Here is a 16,304-nt window from a genome sequence, read left to right on the forward strand (position 1 = left end):
CGGGAGGCTACCGGGGGCGCCGGGGCCCGCGGAAACCGTTTGAGCGCCTACAGGGGCAGGTGCCGTACCGGGGTCAGGGCCTGCGCAGCGGCAGCGGGGCGCCCATGACGGCGTACGGGAGGCTCGCGCTCGGGAAGAGGACCTGGCGGGCCAGGTCCGCGTAGCCGAGGGAGCGGTAGAGGCCGCGGGCGGGGCTGTCGGTGTCGATCGCGGAGAGGATCGAGCGTTCCTCGGCGGCGGTGTCGGTGATCAGGGTGATGAGGGTGCGGCCGACGCCCTTGCCCTGGAAGCCGGGGTGGACGTGGAGCTCGGTGATCACGAAGGAGCCGTCGAGCCAGCCCTCGTGGCCGCCGGCGCGCAGGTAGGGCTCGACGACTCCGGACCACCAGTGCGTGCGGTCGTTGGGCATGCCGTAGACGAACCCGGCGAGCTCCCCGTCCTCGGTGAACGCGCCGAGCGCGCGGGCGCCGCGGCAGGTCATGTGGCGCTGGACGATGTAGCGCCGGATGCCGACCTCCTCCTCGCTGAGCCCGAAGGCCACGGCCTGCACGCGCAGGGCCTCGTCGACCCGGGCGGCGAGGTCGAGGGGCCCGATCCGCAGTCCGGCGGGCCGGCCGGGGTCTTCTCCCGCGGGGGTTGGCGTCATGCGGCGACCTTACTGGCCGAGCGTGCGGTCGAACAGGAAGATCGGAAGGGGACGCTCAGAACAGCACGCTCATGAACGCGCCGACCTCGCGGAAGCCGACCCGGTGGTAGGAGGCGCGTGCGGCGGTGTTGAAGTCGTTGACGTAGAGGCTGACCACGGGGGCCACGTCCCGGAGCGCGTACGCGACGACGGCGGCCATCCCGGTCTCGGAGTGCCCGCGGCCGCGGAACTCGGGGGCCACCCAGACGCCCTGGATCTGGCAGGCGCGGGAGGTCGCGGCGCCGATCTCGGCCTTGAAGACGACCTTGCCGTCCTCGATGCGGGCGAAGGAACGCCCGCTGGCGACCAGCTCGGCGACCCGGGCCTGGTAGAGCAGGCCGCCGTCGCCGGTCATCGGGGAGATGCCGACCTCCTCGGTGAACATGGCCACGCAGGCGGGCATGATCAGGTCCATCTCGTCCTTGCGGATCCGGCGCACCCGGGGGTCCGCGGCCACCGCGGTGGACGGCTGCTCCATGACCATGAGGGGCTGGCGGGAGCGGACGTCGCGGGCCGGTCCCCAGCTGGGCTCCAGGAGCTGCCAGAGCAAGCCCGTCGCCTCGGCGGGGCCGACGATGGAGGAGCAGCGGCGGCCGGTGCGCCGGGCCCGGTCGGCGAAGGCCCGTACCGCGTCGGGGCCGGCGCAGACGGGCACCAGGTTGGCGCCGGCGTAGCAGAGCGCACGGAGCTCGCCGTCGGCGTACCAGCCCCACATCTCGCCGCCCAGGCGCCACGGGTCGAGCCCGGCGACCTGGACCCGGGAGGTGACGAAGGCGTTCTCGACCGGCGCGCGGCCGAGGATGTCGAGCGCGGCGTCGAGATCACTGGGCTCAAGGACCCGGGTGGTGGTCTGCGTCAACACTGGGGCCTCACCATGCAAGTCTGCTGATCTCCGCACTGTACCCGGACCGGCTCCGAGATGCCCCCGAGGCCCCTCGGGGCGCCCTCGGGGCGGTTCCGGCCGGAGGCCCGCACGCCGACGGGCCCGGAGCCGCATCTGCGGCTCCGGGCCCGTCAGGGGCTGCGGGAGGGGCTGCGGGAGGCTAGACGCCGATCGCGACGGTCGGCTCGCCCGACATCACGCCGTCCTTCTCCATCTGCTCGGCGATCTTCATCGCCTCTTCGATGAGGGTCTCGACGATCTTCGACTCGGGAACGGTCTTGATGACCTCGCCCTTGACGAAGATCTGGCCCTTGCCGTTGCCGGAGGCGACGCCCAGGTCGGCCTCACGGGCCTCGCCGGGGCCGTTGACGACGCAGCCCATGACCGCGACGCGCAGCGGGACCTCCATGCCCTCCAGGCCCGCCGTGACCTCCTCGGCCAGCTTGTAGACGTCCACCTGGGCGCGTCCGCAGGACGGGCAGGAGACGATCTCCAGGCGGCGCGGCTTGAGGTTCAGCGATTCCAGGATCTGGATGCCGACCTTGATCTCCTCGACCGGCGGGGCCGACAGGGAGACGCGGATCGTGTCGCCGATGCCCTCGGAGAGCAGCGCGCCGAAGGCGACGGCGGACTTGATCGTGCCCTGGAAGGCCGGGCCGGCCTCGGTGACGCCGAGGTGCAGCGGGTAGTCGCACGCGGCGGCCAGCTGGCGGTAGGCGTTGACCATGACCACGGGGTCGTTGTGCTTGACCGAGATCTTGATGTCGCTGAAGCCGTGCTCCTCGAAGAGGCCGGCCTCCCACAGCGCGGACTCCACCAGCGCCTCGGGCGTGGCCTTGCCGTACTTCTTCAGCAGTCGCGCGTCGAGCGAGCCGGCGTTGACGCCGATCCGGATCGGGGTTCCGGCGTCCTTGGCGGCCCGCGCGATCTCCTTGACCTTGTCGTCGAACTGCTTGATGTTGCCCGGGTTCACGCGGACGGCGGCGCAGCCCGCGTCGATCGCGGCGAACACGTACTTCGGCTGGAAGTGGATGTCGGCGATGACCGGGATGTTCGACTTCTTCGCGATCACGGCGAGCGCGTCGGCGTCGTCCTGCGTCGGGCAGGCCACGCGGACGATGTCACAGCCGGACGCGGTCAGTTCCGCGATCTGCTGGAGCGTGGCTCCGATGTCCGAGGTCCTGGTGGTCGTCATCGACTGCACGGAGACCTGCGCGTCGCCGCCGACGGCCACCGAGCCGACCTGGATCTTGCGGCTGACCCTTCGGTCGGCGAGCTTCGTCGGCACGGCCGGCATTCCGAGAGAGATGGCAGTCATCTGCTGTGCAACCCCAAGGTGTGGATTAGGTGCCGGTGATCGGCGGGCTCCGACCTCCGAGATTACGCCAACCGGCACGACACCCGTGCATCGCCGGTCGCGCGCCACTCGAACGTAGGGAGCCGGGCACGAAGAGTGCCCGGCTCCGGTGCGCATGCAGTACGGATGGCCCGTACGAGGTCCCGCCGAATCTTTCGATCAGGTGATTTTAATGGGATTGACCACGTCCGCGGCCAGGACCAGCAAGGTGAAACAGAGGAAAACTCCGGCCACCACGTACGCGGCGGGCATCAGCTTCGCCACGTCGAAGGGGCCCGGGTCGGCGCGCCGGAAGACCCGGGCGAAGGCCCGCCGCACCGACTCCCACAGGGCGCCCGCGATGTGCCCGCCGTCCAGGGGCAGCAGGGGCAGCATGTTGAACAGGAAGAGGGAGAGGTTGAACATGCCCAGCACGTTCAGCATGATCGACACCCGCTGCTCGCTCGGAATGTCCAGGGTGGCGATCTCCCCGTTGATCCGGGCCGCGCCGACGATGCCCATCGGGGAGTCGGCCTCGCGCTCGGCTCCGTTGAAGACCGAGTTCCAGAGGGCGGGGATCTTGCCCGGAAGCTCGGCCAGGCCCTGCACGCTGCTCTGGACGACCTCGCCGACCCGGTCCGCGGACTGGGTGAAGGTGAGCGGGGCGATCACGGACTTCGGGCCGACGCCGAGGTAGCCGGCCGAGACGTACTCGCCCTTGACGTAGCCGCCGTGGCCGTCGGTCTTGCCCACGCGGTTCTCCACGAGGCTCGCGTTCAGGGTGACCTTCTGCCCGTCGCGCAGGACGGTGAGGGTGGCGGGTCCGATGGTGTTCCGGATGTCCTTCTGGAGGGTGTCCCAGTCCTCGACCGGCCTGCCCTGGAAGGCCACGATCTTGTCACCGGCCTTCACGCCCGCGGCCTTGGCCGGGGCCGCCGGGTCGCCGGCCTTGCAGGTGTCGCGGTTCTCGCTCTGCTTGATCACGCAGTCGGTGACGGTCTGGACCTGGGTGGTCGTCTGCTGGACGCCGAAGGTCATCCACACGCCGAAGAAGATCGCCATCGCCAGGACCAGGTTCATGAACGGTCCCGCGAACATCACGATCACGCGCTTCCACGGCTTGCGCGTGTAGAAGAGCCGCGATTCGTCGCCCGGCTGCAGCTCCTCGTACGCCGCCGAGCGCGCGTCCTCGATCATCGAGCGGAACGGCGACGTGGAGCGGGCGGTGACCTTGCCGTCCTCGCCCGGCGGGAACATCCCGATCATGCGGATGTAGCCGCCCATCGGAATGGCCTTGAGCCCGTACTCGGTGTCGCCCTTCTTGCGCGACCAGATGGTCCGGCCGAAGCCGACCATGTACTGGGGCACCCGGATGCCGAAGAGCTTGGCCGTGGAGAGGTGGCCGAGCTCGTGCCAGGCGATGGAGAAGAGCAGCCCCACCACGAAGACGAGCACGCCGATCAAGGTCAGCAGTACGGTCATGCGCGCGCCTCCAGGGCGGCCCGTGCCGCCATCTCCTGTGCCCGGGCCCTGGCCCAGGTCTCCGCTTCAAGGACGTCCGCGACCGTGAGGGAAGTTCCCCCGGCCGGGATCCCGTGTTCATCGACCACGGCAGAGACCGTATCCATGATTGCTGTGAACGGGAGCCGACCGGCCAGGAACGCCTCTACGCACTCCTCGTTCGCCGCATTGAACACGGCGGGCGCGGTACCGCCCAGGGCGCCGACGTGCCGGGCCAGGCCCACCGCAGGGAAGGCCTCGGTGTCCAGGGGGAAGAACTCCCAGGTGGACGCCTTGGTCCAGTCGAAGGCGGTGGACGCGTCCGGGACCCGCTGGGGCCAGCCGAGGCCGATCGCGATCGGGCCGCGCATGTCCGGCGGGGTGGCCTGGGCCAGCGTGGAGCCGTCCGTGAACTCCACCATGGAGTGCACGTACGACTGCGGGTGGACCACGACCTCGATCCGCTCGAAGGGGATGTCGTAGAGCAGGTGCGCCTCGATGACCTCCAGGCCCTTGTTGACCAGGGTCGCCGAGTTCACGGTGATCACCGGGCCCATCGCCCAGGTCGGGTGGGACAGGGCGTCCTCGACCGTGACCGAGGCCAGTTCGGCGCGGGTGCGGCCGCGGAAGGGCCCGCCGGAGGCGGTGACCACGAGCTTGCGCACCTCGGCGCGGGTGCCCGCGGCCAGGGCCTGGAAGAGCGCCGCGTGCTCGGAGTCGACCGGGATGATCTGGCCCGGCTTGGCCAGGGCCTTGACCAGCGGACCGCCGACGATCAGCGACTCCTTGTTCGCGAGGGCCAGGGTCCGCCCGGCGCGCAGCGCGGCGAGGGTGGGCGCGAGGCCGATGGAACCGGTGATGCCGTTGAGCACGGTGTGGCACTCGGAGGCGGCGAGCTCGGTGGCCGCGTCCGGGCCGGCGAGGATCTCGGGCAGCGGCTCACCGGCCCCGTACTCGGCGTTCAGCGCCTCCTTGAGGGCCGGTACGACGTCTTCGTTCGCGACGGCCACGGTGTTCACGCGCAGCAGCCTGGCCTGCTCGGCCAGCAGCGCGACCCGGCCGCCGGCGGCGGACAGGGCCGTGACCCGGAACCGGTCCGGGTTGCGCAGGGCTAGGTCGATGGCCTGGGTCCCGATGGACCCGGTGGAGCCGAGGATGACGATGTCCCGACGGCCGGCCGCGGGGTCGAAGAGGCGGTGCGGATCGGCAAGGGGGGATGGGCGGTCGCTCATGGACCCATTGTTGCCGCAACTCAGGGGCGCCCGGACACTGAGCCCCCTTCCGTGACCCGAAGGAGAAGGTGCGGGAGCGTGCCGGCGAAGTCCGGGAGGGTACGGGCCACCCGCCACCAGGCGTCCGGGTCGGAGCCGATGGCCAGCGCGAACAGCCGGTCGGCCTCGGCCCGCGCGGCGATCACCGGGGCGGCCGGTGCGTGGCGGTCGGGGTGGTCCACCTCACCCAGCCAGTGGTCCTCGTCCAGGGCCCAGCAGGCGGGGGCCTTGTGCCGGATCACGTCCTCGCCGGTGAGCAGCCCCCGGGCGAGGCAGTCGCGCACCCACCGGATGTCCTCCTGGCCGGACTCCATGGGCACCGCGAGGCTCGCCAGGGCCAGTTCCCGGTCCACGCCCGCGACGGGATCGGCGGGCCGGGGCGCCACGGAGCCCACCGCCTCGGCGAGCCCGGGGACCGGTGGTCCCGCGGCGGGCTCCGGCAGGGTGCCGCGCACGATCCGGGCCACCAGGACCGGCAGGGTGCCCGGGAAGGCGGGGGCGTGGCGCAGCAGTTCCGCCCAGAGCCGGGGGTCGTCGCGCAGGGGGCGCAGCGCGCGGGCGACGGCCGTGCGCATGCCCGTCCGCTCGGGCAGGTTCCAGCGCAGGCCGCGGGCCCCGGTCAGGCCGGTGAGCAGCAGGGTGCGGTGTGCGGGGGCCACGTGGGCGACGAGTTCCTCGTGCGTGACCCGGCCCATGCGCACGGCGCGGACGGCGGGCCGGTGCCAGGAGGGCTCGTCCGCGGCCGCGGTGGCGAGCAGTCCGTGGACGGTCTCCCGGGGCAGGTCCTCGGTGAGCAGCAGGGCTTCGACGGAGCCGGCCGGCAGGGGCAGGCGGAGGTGTTCGGCGAGCAGCAGCCCGGGGTCGGGGTGGTGGTGGAGCGCCAGTACGTCCAGCGGGACCCGCGGCCCGCGCCGGCCGTGCCGGCGGAGCAGGCCGATGAGTTCGGCCGCGGTCAGCGGCCCCTCGCCGGGGTCCCGGCCCAGCTCGGCGCGGAGCACCGGCAGGAGTTCCGGCGGGGTCCTGCGGCGGGCGTACCGGGCGGGCCCGGGCAGGCCGGGCAGCGGCCGGCCCACGACGCGGGGGTTGCGGGCGACGTAGGCCCGGTCGGCCTCGCTTCCGTGGCGGAGCAGCAGGGTGACGGTCGAGGCCGCCAGCCATTCGTCCCGGCACAGGTACTTGAAGGCGGGCCCGTCGAGCCGGCCGATCATGTCGGTGACGACGTGGTCCGGTGCGTGGCGCAGGACGTGCGCCACGCACCAGGCCAGCCGTCGGCTGGTGCGGTCTTCCTCGGCCGTCGGCATCGTTCTCGTCCGCCTCGCGCTGTGCTGGTGGGGGTACCCGTACCCGTACCGGTACCCCTACTCATCCTCGTACATCTGTCTGATGTCCGGCGATGATTTCAGGTCAGCGCAGCGGCCGGTGGACGTTTTCCCGGGTGGAGGGGCCGGGGGTGGCGTCGGCGATCCACGGGCCGTCGCCGGAGGGGTCGAGGACGCCCTCCTCCAGCCAGGTGTAGGTGCCGGACAGGACCCCGGCCACGACCTTGCGGTCCAGGTCGTCGGTGTTGTCCCAGAGCCGCCCGAAGAGCTCCTCCACGCGGAGCCGGGACTGCCGGCAGAAGGCGTCGGCCAGCTGGTAGGCCTCGCGGCCGTGCTCGCCGGAGGCCCGCAGGTGCTCGGCGCGCACGCAGGCCGCGCTCATCGCGAAGAGCTCGGCGCCGATGTCGACGATCCGGCCCAGGAACCCCTGCTTGGTCTCCATCCGGCCCTGCCAGCGGGACATCGCGTAGAAGGTCGACCGGGCGAGTTTGCGCGACCCGCGTTCGACGTAGCGCAGATGGGTGGCGAGGTCGGGGTGGCCGCTCGGGTGGAAGGCCCGGTAGGTGCCGGGTACCTGGCCGGCGCCGGTGGCGAGCTGCGGCAGCCAGCGGGCGTAGAACCCGGCGGCGCGGGCGCCCGCCTTCGCCTTGTCGCCCAGGGCCTTCTCGGGGTCGATGAGGTCGCCGGCCACCGACAGGTGGGCGTCCACGGCCTCGCGGGCGATCAGCAGGTGCATGATCTCTGTGGATCCCTCGAAGATTCGGTTGATGCGCAGGTCGCGGAGCATCTGCTCGGCCGGGACGGCCCGCTCGCCGCGGGCGGCGAGGGACTCGGCGGTCTCGAAGCCGCGCCCGCCCCGGATCTGGACCAGCTCGTCGGCCATCAGGCAGGCCATCTCGGAGCCGTAGAGCTTGGCCAGGGCGGCTTCGATGCGGATGTCGTTGCGGTCCTCGTCGGCCATCTGGGAGGCCAGGTCGACCACGGCCTCCAGGGCGAAGGTGGTGGCCGCGATGAAGGAGATCTTCGCGCCGACGGCCTCGTGCAGCCCGACCGGCCGTCCCCACTGCTCGCGTACGCCGGACCATTCGCGGGCGATCTTCAGGCACCACTTCCCCGCACCCACGCACATGGCGGGCAGCGACAGCCGGCCGGTGTTCAGCGTGGTCAGCGCGATCTTCAGGCCGGCGCCCTCGGCGCCGATGCGCTGGGCGGCGGGGACCCTGACCCGGTGGAAGCGGGTCACGCCGTTCTCCAGGCCGCGCAGGCCCATGAAGGCGTTGCGGTGCTCGACGGTGATGCCCGGCGAGTCGGCCTCGACGACGAAGGCGGTGATCCCGCCGCGGTGGTTCTCGCTCTTGGGGACCCGGGCCATGACGACGAGCAGGTCGGCGACGACCCCGTTGGTGGTCCAGAGCTTCACGCCGTCCAGGACGTACGCGTCCTCCCCGTCCGGGACCGCCGTGGTGGCCAGGCGCGCCGGGTCGGAGCCGACGTCCGGCTCGGTGAGGAGGAAGGCGCTGATGGCGGTGGTCGCGCAGCGCGGCAGGTAGGCGTCCTTCTGCTCCTGGGTGCCGAACATCTTCAGCGGCTGGGGTACGCCGATCGACTGGTGGGCTGAGAGCAGGGCTCCGATGGCCGGGCTGACGGAGCCGACGAGGGCGAGCGCCTTGTTGTAGTACACCTGGGTGAGGCCGAGGCCCCCGTACTTCGGGTCGATCTTCATGCCGAGCGCGCCGAGCTCCTTGAGCCCGCGCACGGTCTCGTCGGGGATCTTCGCCTCGCGCTCGATGCGCGCTCCGTCGATCGAGGTCTCGCAGAACTCCCGCATCCGGGCCAGGAAGGCCTCCCCGCGCCGGACGTCCTCCTCGGCGGGGAGCGGGTGCGGGTGGATCAGGTCCAGCCGGAACCGTCCGAGGAACAGCTCCTTGGCGAAGCTCGGCCGCTGCCAGTTCTGTTCCCGGGCCGCTTCCGCGACCTGCCGTGCCTCGCGCTCGGTCACCTTGGGCGGTACGGGCTGTGCGGGCGGAACGGGCTGTGCGGGCTGTGTTGCGGACATGAGGGGGCTCACCTCGCCGCCGAGAGAGGGGGTGCTTACCGGTGGGTGCTACCAGTGAGTCGTACCCGTTTCGGGCGGCGGGGAAGCGGCGGTAAAAGGGGGACGCGCGCTCAGGCGCCGTGGCCGGCCACGGCCAGCCGGGCGACCTGTTCCGCGTGGGGGACGAGGTAGAAGTGGTCGCCCTCGAAGACGTGGGCCGCGAAGGCGCCCGTGGTGACCGTCGACCATGCCCGCGCGGCCGGCGGGGTGACGCGGGGATCGCGGTCACCCGTGAGGGCCATGACGTCGGCGCGCAGCGGCGGAGCGTCCTCGCGGCGCCGGTAGCCGTCGATCAGGCGGAAGTCGTTGCGGATGACCGGCAGGAACAGCTCGCGCAGGTCCGGGTTGTTCCAGACCGCCACGTGGGGACCGCCCAGCGAGGTGACGGCCGCGATCAGGTCTTCGTCAGTGCGCGGGGAGACCACGGCGGCGGGCGCGGCGAGTCCGCGGCCCGAGACGCACAGCCGCGTGACGTGGTCCGCGCCCGCGGCTTCGAGGCGCAGGAGGCTCTCGTACGCCACGGCCGCGCCCATGCTGTGACCGAGGAGCACCGTGGGCACGCGCGTCTGCGCCAGGAGCTCCGCGGCGATCTGCGGCACCAGCGCGTCCATCGTCGGGATCAGCGCTTCGCCGATGCGGGTTTCGCGTCCCGGGTACCGCACCGCCACGACGTCGACCGAAGGGTCCAGGTGCCGGGGCCAGTCGCGGAAGAAGTTCGCGCCGCCTCCGGCGTGCGGGAAGCACACCAGGCGCAGGGCGGGGTCTGCGACGGGGCGGTGGCGGACCAGGTAGGACACGTGCGACTCGATTCGTCGGCCGGGAATCGTCTCGCCCGGCGACGCGGGACCGCACGGACGGGCGCTCACGACCCTGCCACACCGTGGCCGGGGCCCCGGAAGGGGCCGGGGTGACGGGCCCCGGCGGGACCGGGCCCCAAGGCAAAAGGAGACGGCCGGAGCCCCCGCACAGTAGGCTCCGGCCGTCGGCTTGGTGGCCGTACGAGTTCGGTCAGATGTCGAGGCCGCTGAGGACCAGGACCCGCTCGTAGGTGTAGTCGTCCATCGCGTAGCGCACGCCCTCGCGGCCCACACCGGACTGCTTGACGCCGCCGTACGGCATCTGGTCGGCGCGGTAGGACGGGACGTCGCCGACGATCACGCCGCCGACCTCCAGCTCGCGGTGGGCGCGGAACGCGGTCTGGATGTTCCGCGTGAAGACGCCGGCCTGCAGGCCGAACTTCGAGTCGTTGACGGCGGCGAAGGCCTCGTCGGTGTTCTCGACCCGGCGCAGGGTGAGGACCGGTCCGAAGACCTCCTCGGTGGCCAGCGTGACGCCCTCGGGCACCTCGGCGACGACGGTGGGCTCGTACGAGGCACCCTCGCGCTTGCCGCCCGTGAGCAGCTTGGCTCCGGCGGACACGGCCTCGTCGACCCAGGACTCGACCCGCTTGGCGGCGTCCTCGGAGACGAGGGGGCCGACGTCGGTGGCGGAGTCGTTCGGGTCGCCGGTGACCTGCTCGCGGACCTTGGCGACGACCTTCTCGACGAGGCGGTCGTAGACCGTCGCGTCGGCGATCACGCGCTGCACGCCGATGCAGGACTGGCCGGCCTGGTAGTTCGAGAAGGTCGCGATGCGGGTCGCGGCCCAGTCGAGGTCGGCCTCGGAGGACCAGTCCTCCAGGACCACGGCCGCGGCGTTGCCGCCGAGCTCCAGGGTGCAGTGCTTGTGGGGCACGGCCTGCTGGATGGCGTAGCCGACCTTGTCCGAACCGGTGAAGGAGATGACGGGCAGGCGCTCGTCCTTGACCAGCTCCGGCATCTTGTCGTTGGCGACGGGGAGCACGGACCAGGAACCGGCCGGCAGGTCGGTCTCGGCGAGCAGCTCGCCGAGGATCAGACCCGAGAGCGGGGTGGCCGGGGCCGGCTTCAGGATGATCGGCGCGCCGACGGCGATGGCGGGGGCCACCTTGTGGGCGCACAGGTTCAGCGGGAAGTTGAAGGGCGCGATGCCCAGGACCGGACCCTTGACGAAGCGGCGGGTCAGGGCCAGGCGGCCGACGCCGCCGGCGTCGGTGTCCAGGCGCTGGGCCTCTCCGCCGTTGAAGCGGCGGGCCTCTTCGGAGGCGAAGCGGAACACGGACACCGCACGGCCGACCTCACCGCGGGCCCACTTGATCGGCTTGCCGTTCTCGGCGGAGATCAGCAGCGCGATCTCCTCGGTGCGCTCGGCGAGCCGGCGGGCGACGTGGGCCAGGGCCTCGGCGCGTACGTGGGCCGGGGTCGCGGAGAACTCTGCCGTCACGGCGTAGGCGGCGGCTACGGCCTCTTCGACCTGGGCGTCGGTCGGGACGCTCACGGTACCGACGAGGCGGCCGTCCCACGGGGAGTGGACGTCGAAGCTGTCGTCGCCCGTGGCCTGGCGGCCGGCGAGCCAGAAGGCGTGGGTGGAAGTCATGCTGATCCCGGCCCTTCGGAGTGTGTGCGGTGGGTCCTTGTCCCCTCCACCGTAGGACTCCGGCGGGGTTTCGGCGTTTGTCCGGGGTGGAGTACGTGCGTGGCGCGGCGCGCCGCTTTGTCAGTGTCGGGGCGGTCGCCGCCCGTGCGGGGCCCCGCCGGGGGCTGTACGAGGGGCCGGGCTGCCCGGCTACGCGGGCGGCCGGCTCGGCTGCGCCGGAGGTGGGTGCGGGTGCGCCGGGGCTCCGCTGCGCGGGGCGCGGGCTGCCGCTGCGCGGGGCGGCTGTCCCCTACCCGCTACCCGCCCTTCGCCCGTTCCCCGGGCTCCGCCCGGACCCGGTCCTCGAACGCCGGACGGGCTGGATACACCCAGCCTCGCCGGCGTTTGAGGCGCGGCCTGACGGGTCAGGGCGGAGCCCGGGGAACGGTGGAAGGGCGGGTAGGGGACAGCCCCGCGCAGCGGCCCGCCCAGGCCCCGGTCGGGGCTACGTCGGGGCCGAGGTGGCCTTCAGGGCGAGCCACAGCTCCATGCGGACGTCCGGGTCGTCCAGGGAGCGGCCGAGGATCTCCTCGACCCGCCGCATCCGGTAGCGCAGGGTGTGCCGGTGGACCCCGAGGTCGGCCGCCGCCGCGTCCCACTGCCCGTGGCGGGAGAGCCAGGCCTGGAGGGAGGCCACCAGGTCGCCCCGGCCCTTCTCGTCGTGCTCGCGCAGCGCCCGCAGCGTGCCGTCCGCGAAGGCCCGTACCGCGTCGTCAGCGAGGAGGGGGAGGACCGAGCCCGCGGCGAGATCCTCGTGTTCGACCATGGGCCGGCCGCGCCGCCGGGCCACGGCCAGGGCCTGGTCGGCCTGTTTGAAGGCCGCCGCCACCCCGGAGGCCGCCGCGGGCGCCGACAGGCCGAGGACCAGCTCGTCCGGCTCCGGTTCGGCCGCTTCCCGGCCGCGCCGCGATTCCAGCGCCTCCGCGTGTTCCACGCAGGCCTGGACGGCCGAGCCCCCGTCGGTCGCCAGGACCACGAGCCGGCCGGGCTCCGGCACCACCAGCAGGGTCTCCCCCGTGCGCGCCGCCGCCGATTCCACGGCGTCGGCCAGCAGCGCCAGTCCCTCCGGCTGGGCCGTGCCCGCCAGTGCGGGTTCCGCCACGAGGATCCGGAAGGGTGCGTCGAGCAGGGCCCCGTACAGGTCCCCGGCCACGGCCTGGGCGTGCTCCGCCTGACCGGCGAGCAGCATGCGCAGCACGGCGGCGCCGAGCCGGGACTCGGCGTCGTGCAGGGAGCGGGAGCGTTCCGTGGTGAGGGTCAGCAGGGCCACCGCGGAGTGGACGGCGTACCGCTCCGCCGTGCCGAGCGGGGCCCCGGTGCCGACCGCGAGGGCTCCGCGCGCCCGCCGCCCCGTGCCCAGCGACTGGAGTTCCACCCGGTCCTCGGAGCCGCCGACCACGGCGCTGGCCGGCGCCGGCCGCTCCCGCAGCCGTTCCACGTCGGGGGTGAGCCGGGCGGCCCGGCGCGCGGCCCAGTCGGGCGCGGCCGCGACGACGGCGCCCGAGGTGTCGTACAGGGCGGCCCAGCCGTGCACGTGCGCGGCCAGCTTCGTCAGCAGTTCGGCGGGCCCGTCGGGGGACAGCGCGGCCCGGGTCAGCTCGCGCTGCGCCTCGAAGCCGGCGGTCACGGCCCGGTACTGGTCGGCGGCGAGGGCGGCGGAGACGGCCTTGCTGATGGCGAGGAACGGGGTGCGCCGGGGCACTTCCAGCAGCGGCAGGTCCTCGGCGGTGGCGGCTTCCACGAGCGCCTCGGGCACGGCGTCGTAGTTCACGCCGATGGCGAAGCCGATGCCGACGACCCCGGCCGCCGCGAGCCTGCGCACGTAGCGCCGCATCTCCTCGGGGTCCTCCGCGTCCAGCTTCATCGCGGTGATGAGGAGGAGCTCCCCGCCCTCCATGTACGGCACGGGGTCGGCGAGCTCACTGACGTGGGCCCAGCGCACGGGGGTGTCGAGGCGGCCCTCCCCGGCCCGGACGCTGAGCTTGAGCGCCGAGTGCTGGACGAGCGAGGCGAGGGTGAGCGGCATGGGTACCGGGGCGCCTTAGGGAGAGGAGGGGTTCGGCGGCGAGGTGCCGACGGAGGATTCTCGCCGTGGACCACCCCCGCGGTTTTCGCCGTGCCGTACGAACGGCTCCCCTCGATTCTGCCATCCCGTACGGTTTTGCTCCGCCCGACGCCCCTCCGGCCTCCCCGCCCCGCCCCTGGGCCCTCAGCCCTGTCCCCCAAGCCGCACGAGCAGCGGGGCGGCCCGCTCGCCGCGGACGGAGGTGAGGGAGAGCACGGCGTGGCCGGGGGGCACGGTGTTGGCGAGGGCGGAGGCCGACCAGCGCTCCCGCTCCACCTTCCGCACGGTGACCGCGTCCGTGGTGACCGCCTTGCCGGTGATCACCTTGCGCACCGCGTGCACGGCCCGGGTGAAGGGCTGGTCGGCGTAGACCGTGCGGCTCGTGACGTCCCGCGTCTCGACCAGCTCGGTCCCCCAGGCGTCGGCGAACCACTTGCCGTCCCACGTGGTGACCCCGGAGAAGGCCATCCGGCAGCCGACCGTGCCGAGGAGCGGGGTACGCAGCCCTTCGGGTACGTCGTCCAGCGTGCGCAGCGCGAGCAGAACGCCCGCATTGGCCGACCGGAGCCCCTGCATGCCGCGCACGGCCTCGGCGGTGAGGGTGTGCGCGGCGTCGTCGAGGGCCAGGAAGGCGAACAGGGAGCGGTCGCCGCGGGCGGCGGCCGCCGCGTTGAACTGGGCGAGGAGCAGCCGGGCCAGCAGCCGGGAGGCGTCCGGATGGCCGCGCTCGGGGAGGTCCACACGTACCCGGACCGGGTGTTCCAGGGCGCGGAGGGAGAAGGGCCGCCCGCCGCCGGTGGTGTCGAAGAAGCCGTGGAACGCCGGCCGGTCGAGCAGCGCCACCCTATCGGCGAGAGCCGGTCCCGGGTCGCCGTGGACGGCGTGCTGCCGCGCCCGGGCATCGAGCTCGCGCAGCATGCCCTGCCGCCCGGCCCCCTCCAGCTCGTGGCGCAGCGCCCCGAGCGCCGCGGGCAACTGTTCGAGCAGTGCGCGCAGCTCGGGCACGGTCGGGAAGCGGCCGTACGCGGCGTGGAACGGGCCGAGGATCTGGGCGAGCGCCGTTGCGGCCCGGCGTACGTCGACGCCCGGCAGGTCGCCCACGAAGGCCTCGGCGAGGAAGGAGGCCGCCTCGTCGGAGTCGCCGGTCCCGCCGTAGAGGTCGAGGTCGTGGACGGATGCCGGGTCGCCCGGGCGCACCACGATGTCGTAGGCGTCGTCGGGTCCGAGCCGGGTTCCCGCGGCACCGACGGCGATCACGGCGGCCTGCCCGGCGAGTGCCTGGAGGGCGAGCGACTCCACGACCGGCCTGACCAGTCCGTGGGTCTTGCCCGAGCCCGAGGGGCCGACGGCGAGGACCGACGTACCCAGCACGCCGGGATCGAGGGCCAGACCGGTCCCGCGGCGTTCGTGGGGGTTCGGCTCGGCGCCGGTGACCCGGCCGAGCCAGACCTGCCCGACGGTCAGGTCGTGGGAGGCGGTGCGGACGGGCAGATCACGGGCGCCCGACGGATGGCCGCAGGCGCCCGCGCCCTTGCCCCGTACGGCTTCCACGAAGGCGGGGCGCCGTGACGGGTGCGCCTTCACGGACTCCCAGGCCCGCCGGATCCGTGCGTGGTCGACGTCGTTCATCCGCCCCTGCCGGGCTTCCGCCGCGAGCCGGTCCGCGGTCTCCGCCAGCCCGGCGGCACGCAATTGCGGCCATCCGGCCGGGGAGTCCGGGCCGTCCGGGTTCACCGGCCGCGGGGCATCGGCGGGAAGGGCGGAGGACCGGAGGCCGGTCACCAAGGCGGCCCAGCCGCCGAGGCGGGCGAAGACGACGAAGACCGGCGCGTAGATCAGGACGTAGAGGACGTTGGTGACCACCGACCCGCCCGTTTCGCCGAGCTCCGCGTACGGCAGGTGCCCGAAGACCAGGGGATAGACCACCAGGGTCTGGCTCTGGATCAGCAGCACGACGGCGAAGGCTCCCGCCGCGGCGCCCAGCGCGCGGTACCAGGGGCCGCGGGCCGCGATCAGCCGGTCGAAGGAGGTCCGCCAGCCGCCCATCTTGGCGAAGCCGAGGAACAGGCCGACGGTGACCAGCAGTACGTAGACCTCGAGGGCCGCCTGGCCCCGGTGGTCGATCGGGCCGTTGGTCAGACCGCCCTCCCACCAGCTGTCGGGGGTGAAGTAGTAGAGCGGAGCTCCGAGGAAGGGGAGGTTCCCGTCGAGGAAGGCCTGCCAGCACACGAAGAAGACGAGGAAGGAGAGCACGACCCGCGTGATCAGCGACCGGCCGTTGACGTCGGGCTCCGGTGCGGCCGGGGTGTAGGCGTAGCGCCAGATGCCGGGCTTCGCCTCCGGTCGCGGGGCGCTCAGCCAGGCGGTGAAGGGGGTCGCCGCGGGGGCCGCGGTCACGCCTGGAGCAGTGCCGCCCGGGGCGTACGCGGGCGGTGGCGGGGCCGTGACCGGTCGCGGCGGCATGGGCGGCGGGCCGGCCGGCCGGGGGATGTGGGGACCGCCGGCCCCCACATCGGGCGAGCCGCCGTAGCTGCCGCGGTCCCCGCCGTGCGTGCCGTCGGTGTCCATGAAACCTCTGCCCCCTGCCCGTTGCCGCACTGCGCTGCGCGCTCAATCTAGTGGCCGTCGCCGCCCCGCGGCCCGTACCCGGTCATGAT

General features: G+C 73.2%; 11 protein-coding genes. All 11 read right to left on the reverse strand.

The features are described from left to right. Positions 1–73 precede the first annotated feature (73 nt). On the reverse strand, positions 74–646 hold the full coding sequence (locus tag AC3IX6_RS09465) for a GNAT family N-acetyltransferase (RefSeq protein ID WP_489369764.1): 573 nt from the start codon (positions 644–646) through the stop codon (positions 74–76). 55 nt (positions 647–701) lie between these two features. Further along, positions 702–1,547 carry a GNAT family N-acetyltransferase gene (locus AC3IX6_RS09470; protein ID WP_489369765.1) on the reverse strand — a complete coding sequence of 282 codons (846 nt, stop codon included), beginning with the start codon at positions 1,545–1,547 and terminating at the stop codon, positions 702–704. Between the two features lie 181 nt (positions 1,548–1,728). Further along, complete coding sequence (gene ispG / locus AC3IX6_RS09475) at positions 1,729–2,886, reverse strand: flavodoxin-dependent (E)-4-hydroxy-3-methylbut-2-enyl-diphosphate synthase (RefSeq protein WP_489369766.1); 1,158 nt, start codon at positions 2,884–2,886, stop codon at positions 1,729–1,731. Positions 2,887–3,084: 198 nt separating this feature from the next. Continuing rightward, the gene (locus AC3IX6_RS09480; RefSeq protein ID WP_489369767.1) at positions 3,085–4,386 is read right to left on the reverse strand and encodes a M50 family metallopeptidase; all 1,302 of its coding nucleotides are present in this window, start codon (positions 4,384–4,386) and stop codon (positions 3,085–3,087) included. Beyond that, complete coding sequence (dxr, locus tag AC3IX6_RS09485) at positions 4,383–5,636, reverse strand: 1-deoxy-D-xylulose-5-phosphate reductoisomerase (RefSeq protein ID WP_489369768.1); 1,254 nt, start codon at positions 5,634–5,636, stop codon at positions 4,383–4,385. The genes AC3IX6_RS09480 and dxr overlap by 4 nt, the downstream gene beginning before the upstream one ends. A 20-nt stretch (positions 5,637–5,656) precedes the next feature. After that, a complete protein-coding gene (locus tag AC3IX6_RS09490) occupies positions 5,657–6,976 on the reverse strand; it encodes a serine/threonine-protein kinase (protein ID WP_489369769.1) in 1,320 nt (439 codons plus the stop codon). 103 nt (positions 6,977–7,079) lie between these two features. Then, positions 7,080–9,050 carry an acyl-CoA dehydrogenase family protein gene (locus AC3IX6_RS09495; protein ID WP_489369770.1) on the reverse strand — a complete coding sequence of 657 codons (1,971 nt, stop codon included), beginning with the start codon at positions 9,048–9,050 and terminating at the stop codon, positions 7,080–7,082. Positions 9,051–9,160: 110 nt separating this feature from the next. Beyond that, positions 9,161–9,955, reverse strand: coding sequence for a thioesterase II family protein (locus AC3IX6_RS09500; protein ID WP_489369771.1), 795 nt, complete (start codon positions 9,953–9,955; stop codon positions 9,161–9,163). Between the two features lie 142 nt (positions 9,956–10,097). Beyond that, positions 10,098–11,543, reverse strand: coding sequence for an aldehyde dehydrogenase family protein (locus AC3IX6_RS09505; protein ID WP_266904043.1), 1,446 nt, complete (start codon positions 11,541–11,543; stop codon positions 10,098–10,100). A gap of 484 nt (positions 11,544–12,027) precedes the next feature. Then, complete coding sequence (locus tag AC3IX6_RS09510) at positions 12,028–13,608, reverse strand: PucR family transcriptional regulator (RefSeq protein WP_489369772.1); 1,581 nt, start codon at positions 13,606–13,608, stop codon at positions 12,028–12,030. Between the two features lie 183 nt (positions 13,609–13,791). Continuing rightward, the gene (locus AC3IX6_RS09515) at positions 13,792–16,215 is read right to left on the reverse strand and encodes an ATP/GTP-binding protein (RefSeq protein WP_489369773.1); all 2,424 of its coding nucleotides are present in this window, start codon (positions 16,213–16,215) and stop codon (positions 13,792–13,794) included. Positions 16,216–16,304: the final 89 nt, after the last annotated feature.

The organism is Streptomyces sp. GL_141, assembly GCF_057834385.1.

Bases quoted from the DNA above. Each gene is read 5' to 3' on its own strand.
- AC3IX6_RS09465 (WP_489369764.1), bottom strand. From the start codon at position 646: ATGACGCCAACCCCCGCGGGAGAAGACCCCGGCCGGCCCGCCGGACTG.
- ispG (WP_489369766.1), bottom strand. From the start codon at position 2,886: ATGACTGCCATCTCTCTCGGAATGCCGGCCGTGCCGACGAAGCTCGCC.
- AC3IX6_RS09480 (WP_489369767.1), bottom strand. From the start codon at position 4,386: ATGACCGTACTGCTGACCTTGATCGGCGTGCTCGTCTTCGTGGTGGGG.
- dxr (WP_489369768.1), bottom strand. From the start codon at position 5,636: ATGAGCGACCGCCCATCCCCCCTTGCCGATCCGCACCGCCTCTTCGAC.
- AC3IX6_RS09490 (WP_489369769.1), bottom strand. From the start codon at position 6,976: ATGCCGACGGCCGAGGAAGACCGCACCAGCCGACGGCTGGCCTGGTGC.
- AC3IX6_RS09495 (WP_489369770.1), bottom strand. From the start codon at position 9,050: ATGTCCGCAACACAGCCCGCACAGCCCGTTCCGCCCGCACAGCCCGTA.
- AC3IX6_RS09505 (WP_266904043.1), bottom strand. From the start codon at position 11,543: ATGACTTCCACCCACGCCTTCTGGCTCGCCGGCCGCCAGGCCACGGGC.
- AC3IX6_RS09510 (WP_489369772.1), bottom strand. From the start codon at position 13,608: ATGCCGCTCACCCTCGCCTCGCTCGTCCAGCACTCGGCGCTCAAGCTC.
- AC3IX6_RS09515 (WP_489369773.1), bottom strand. From the start codon at position 16,215: ATGGACACCGACGGCACGCACGGCGGGGACCGCGGCAGCTACGGCGGC.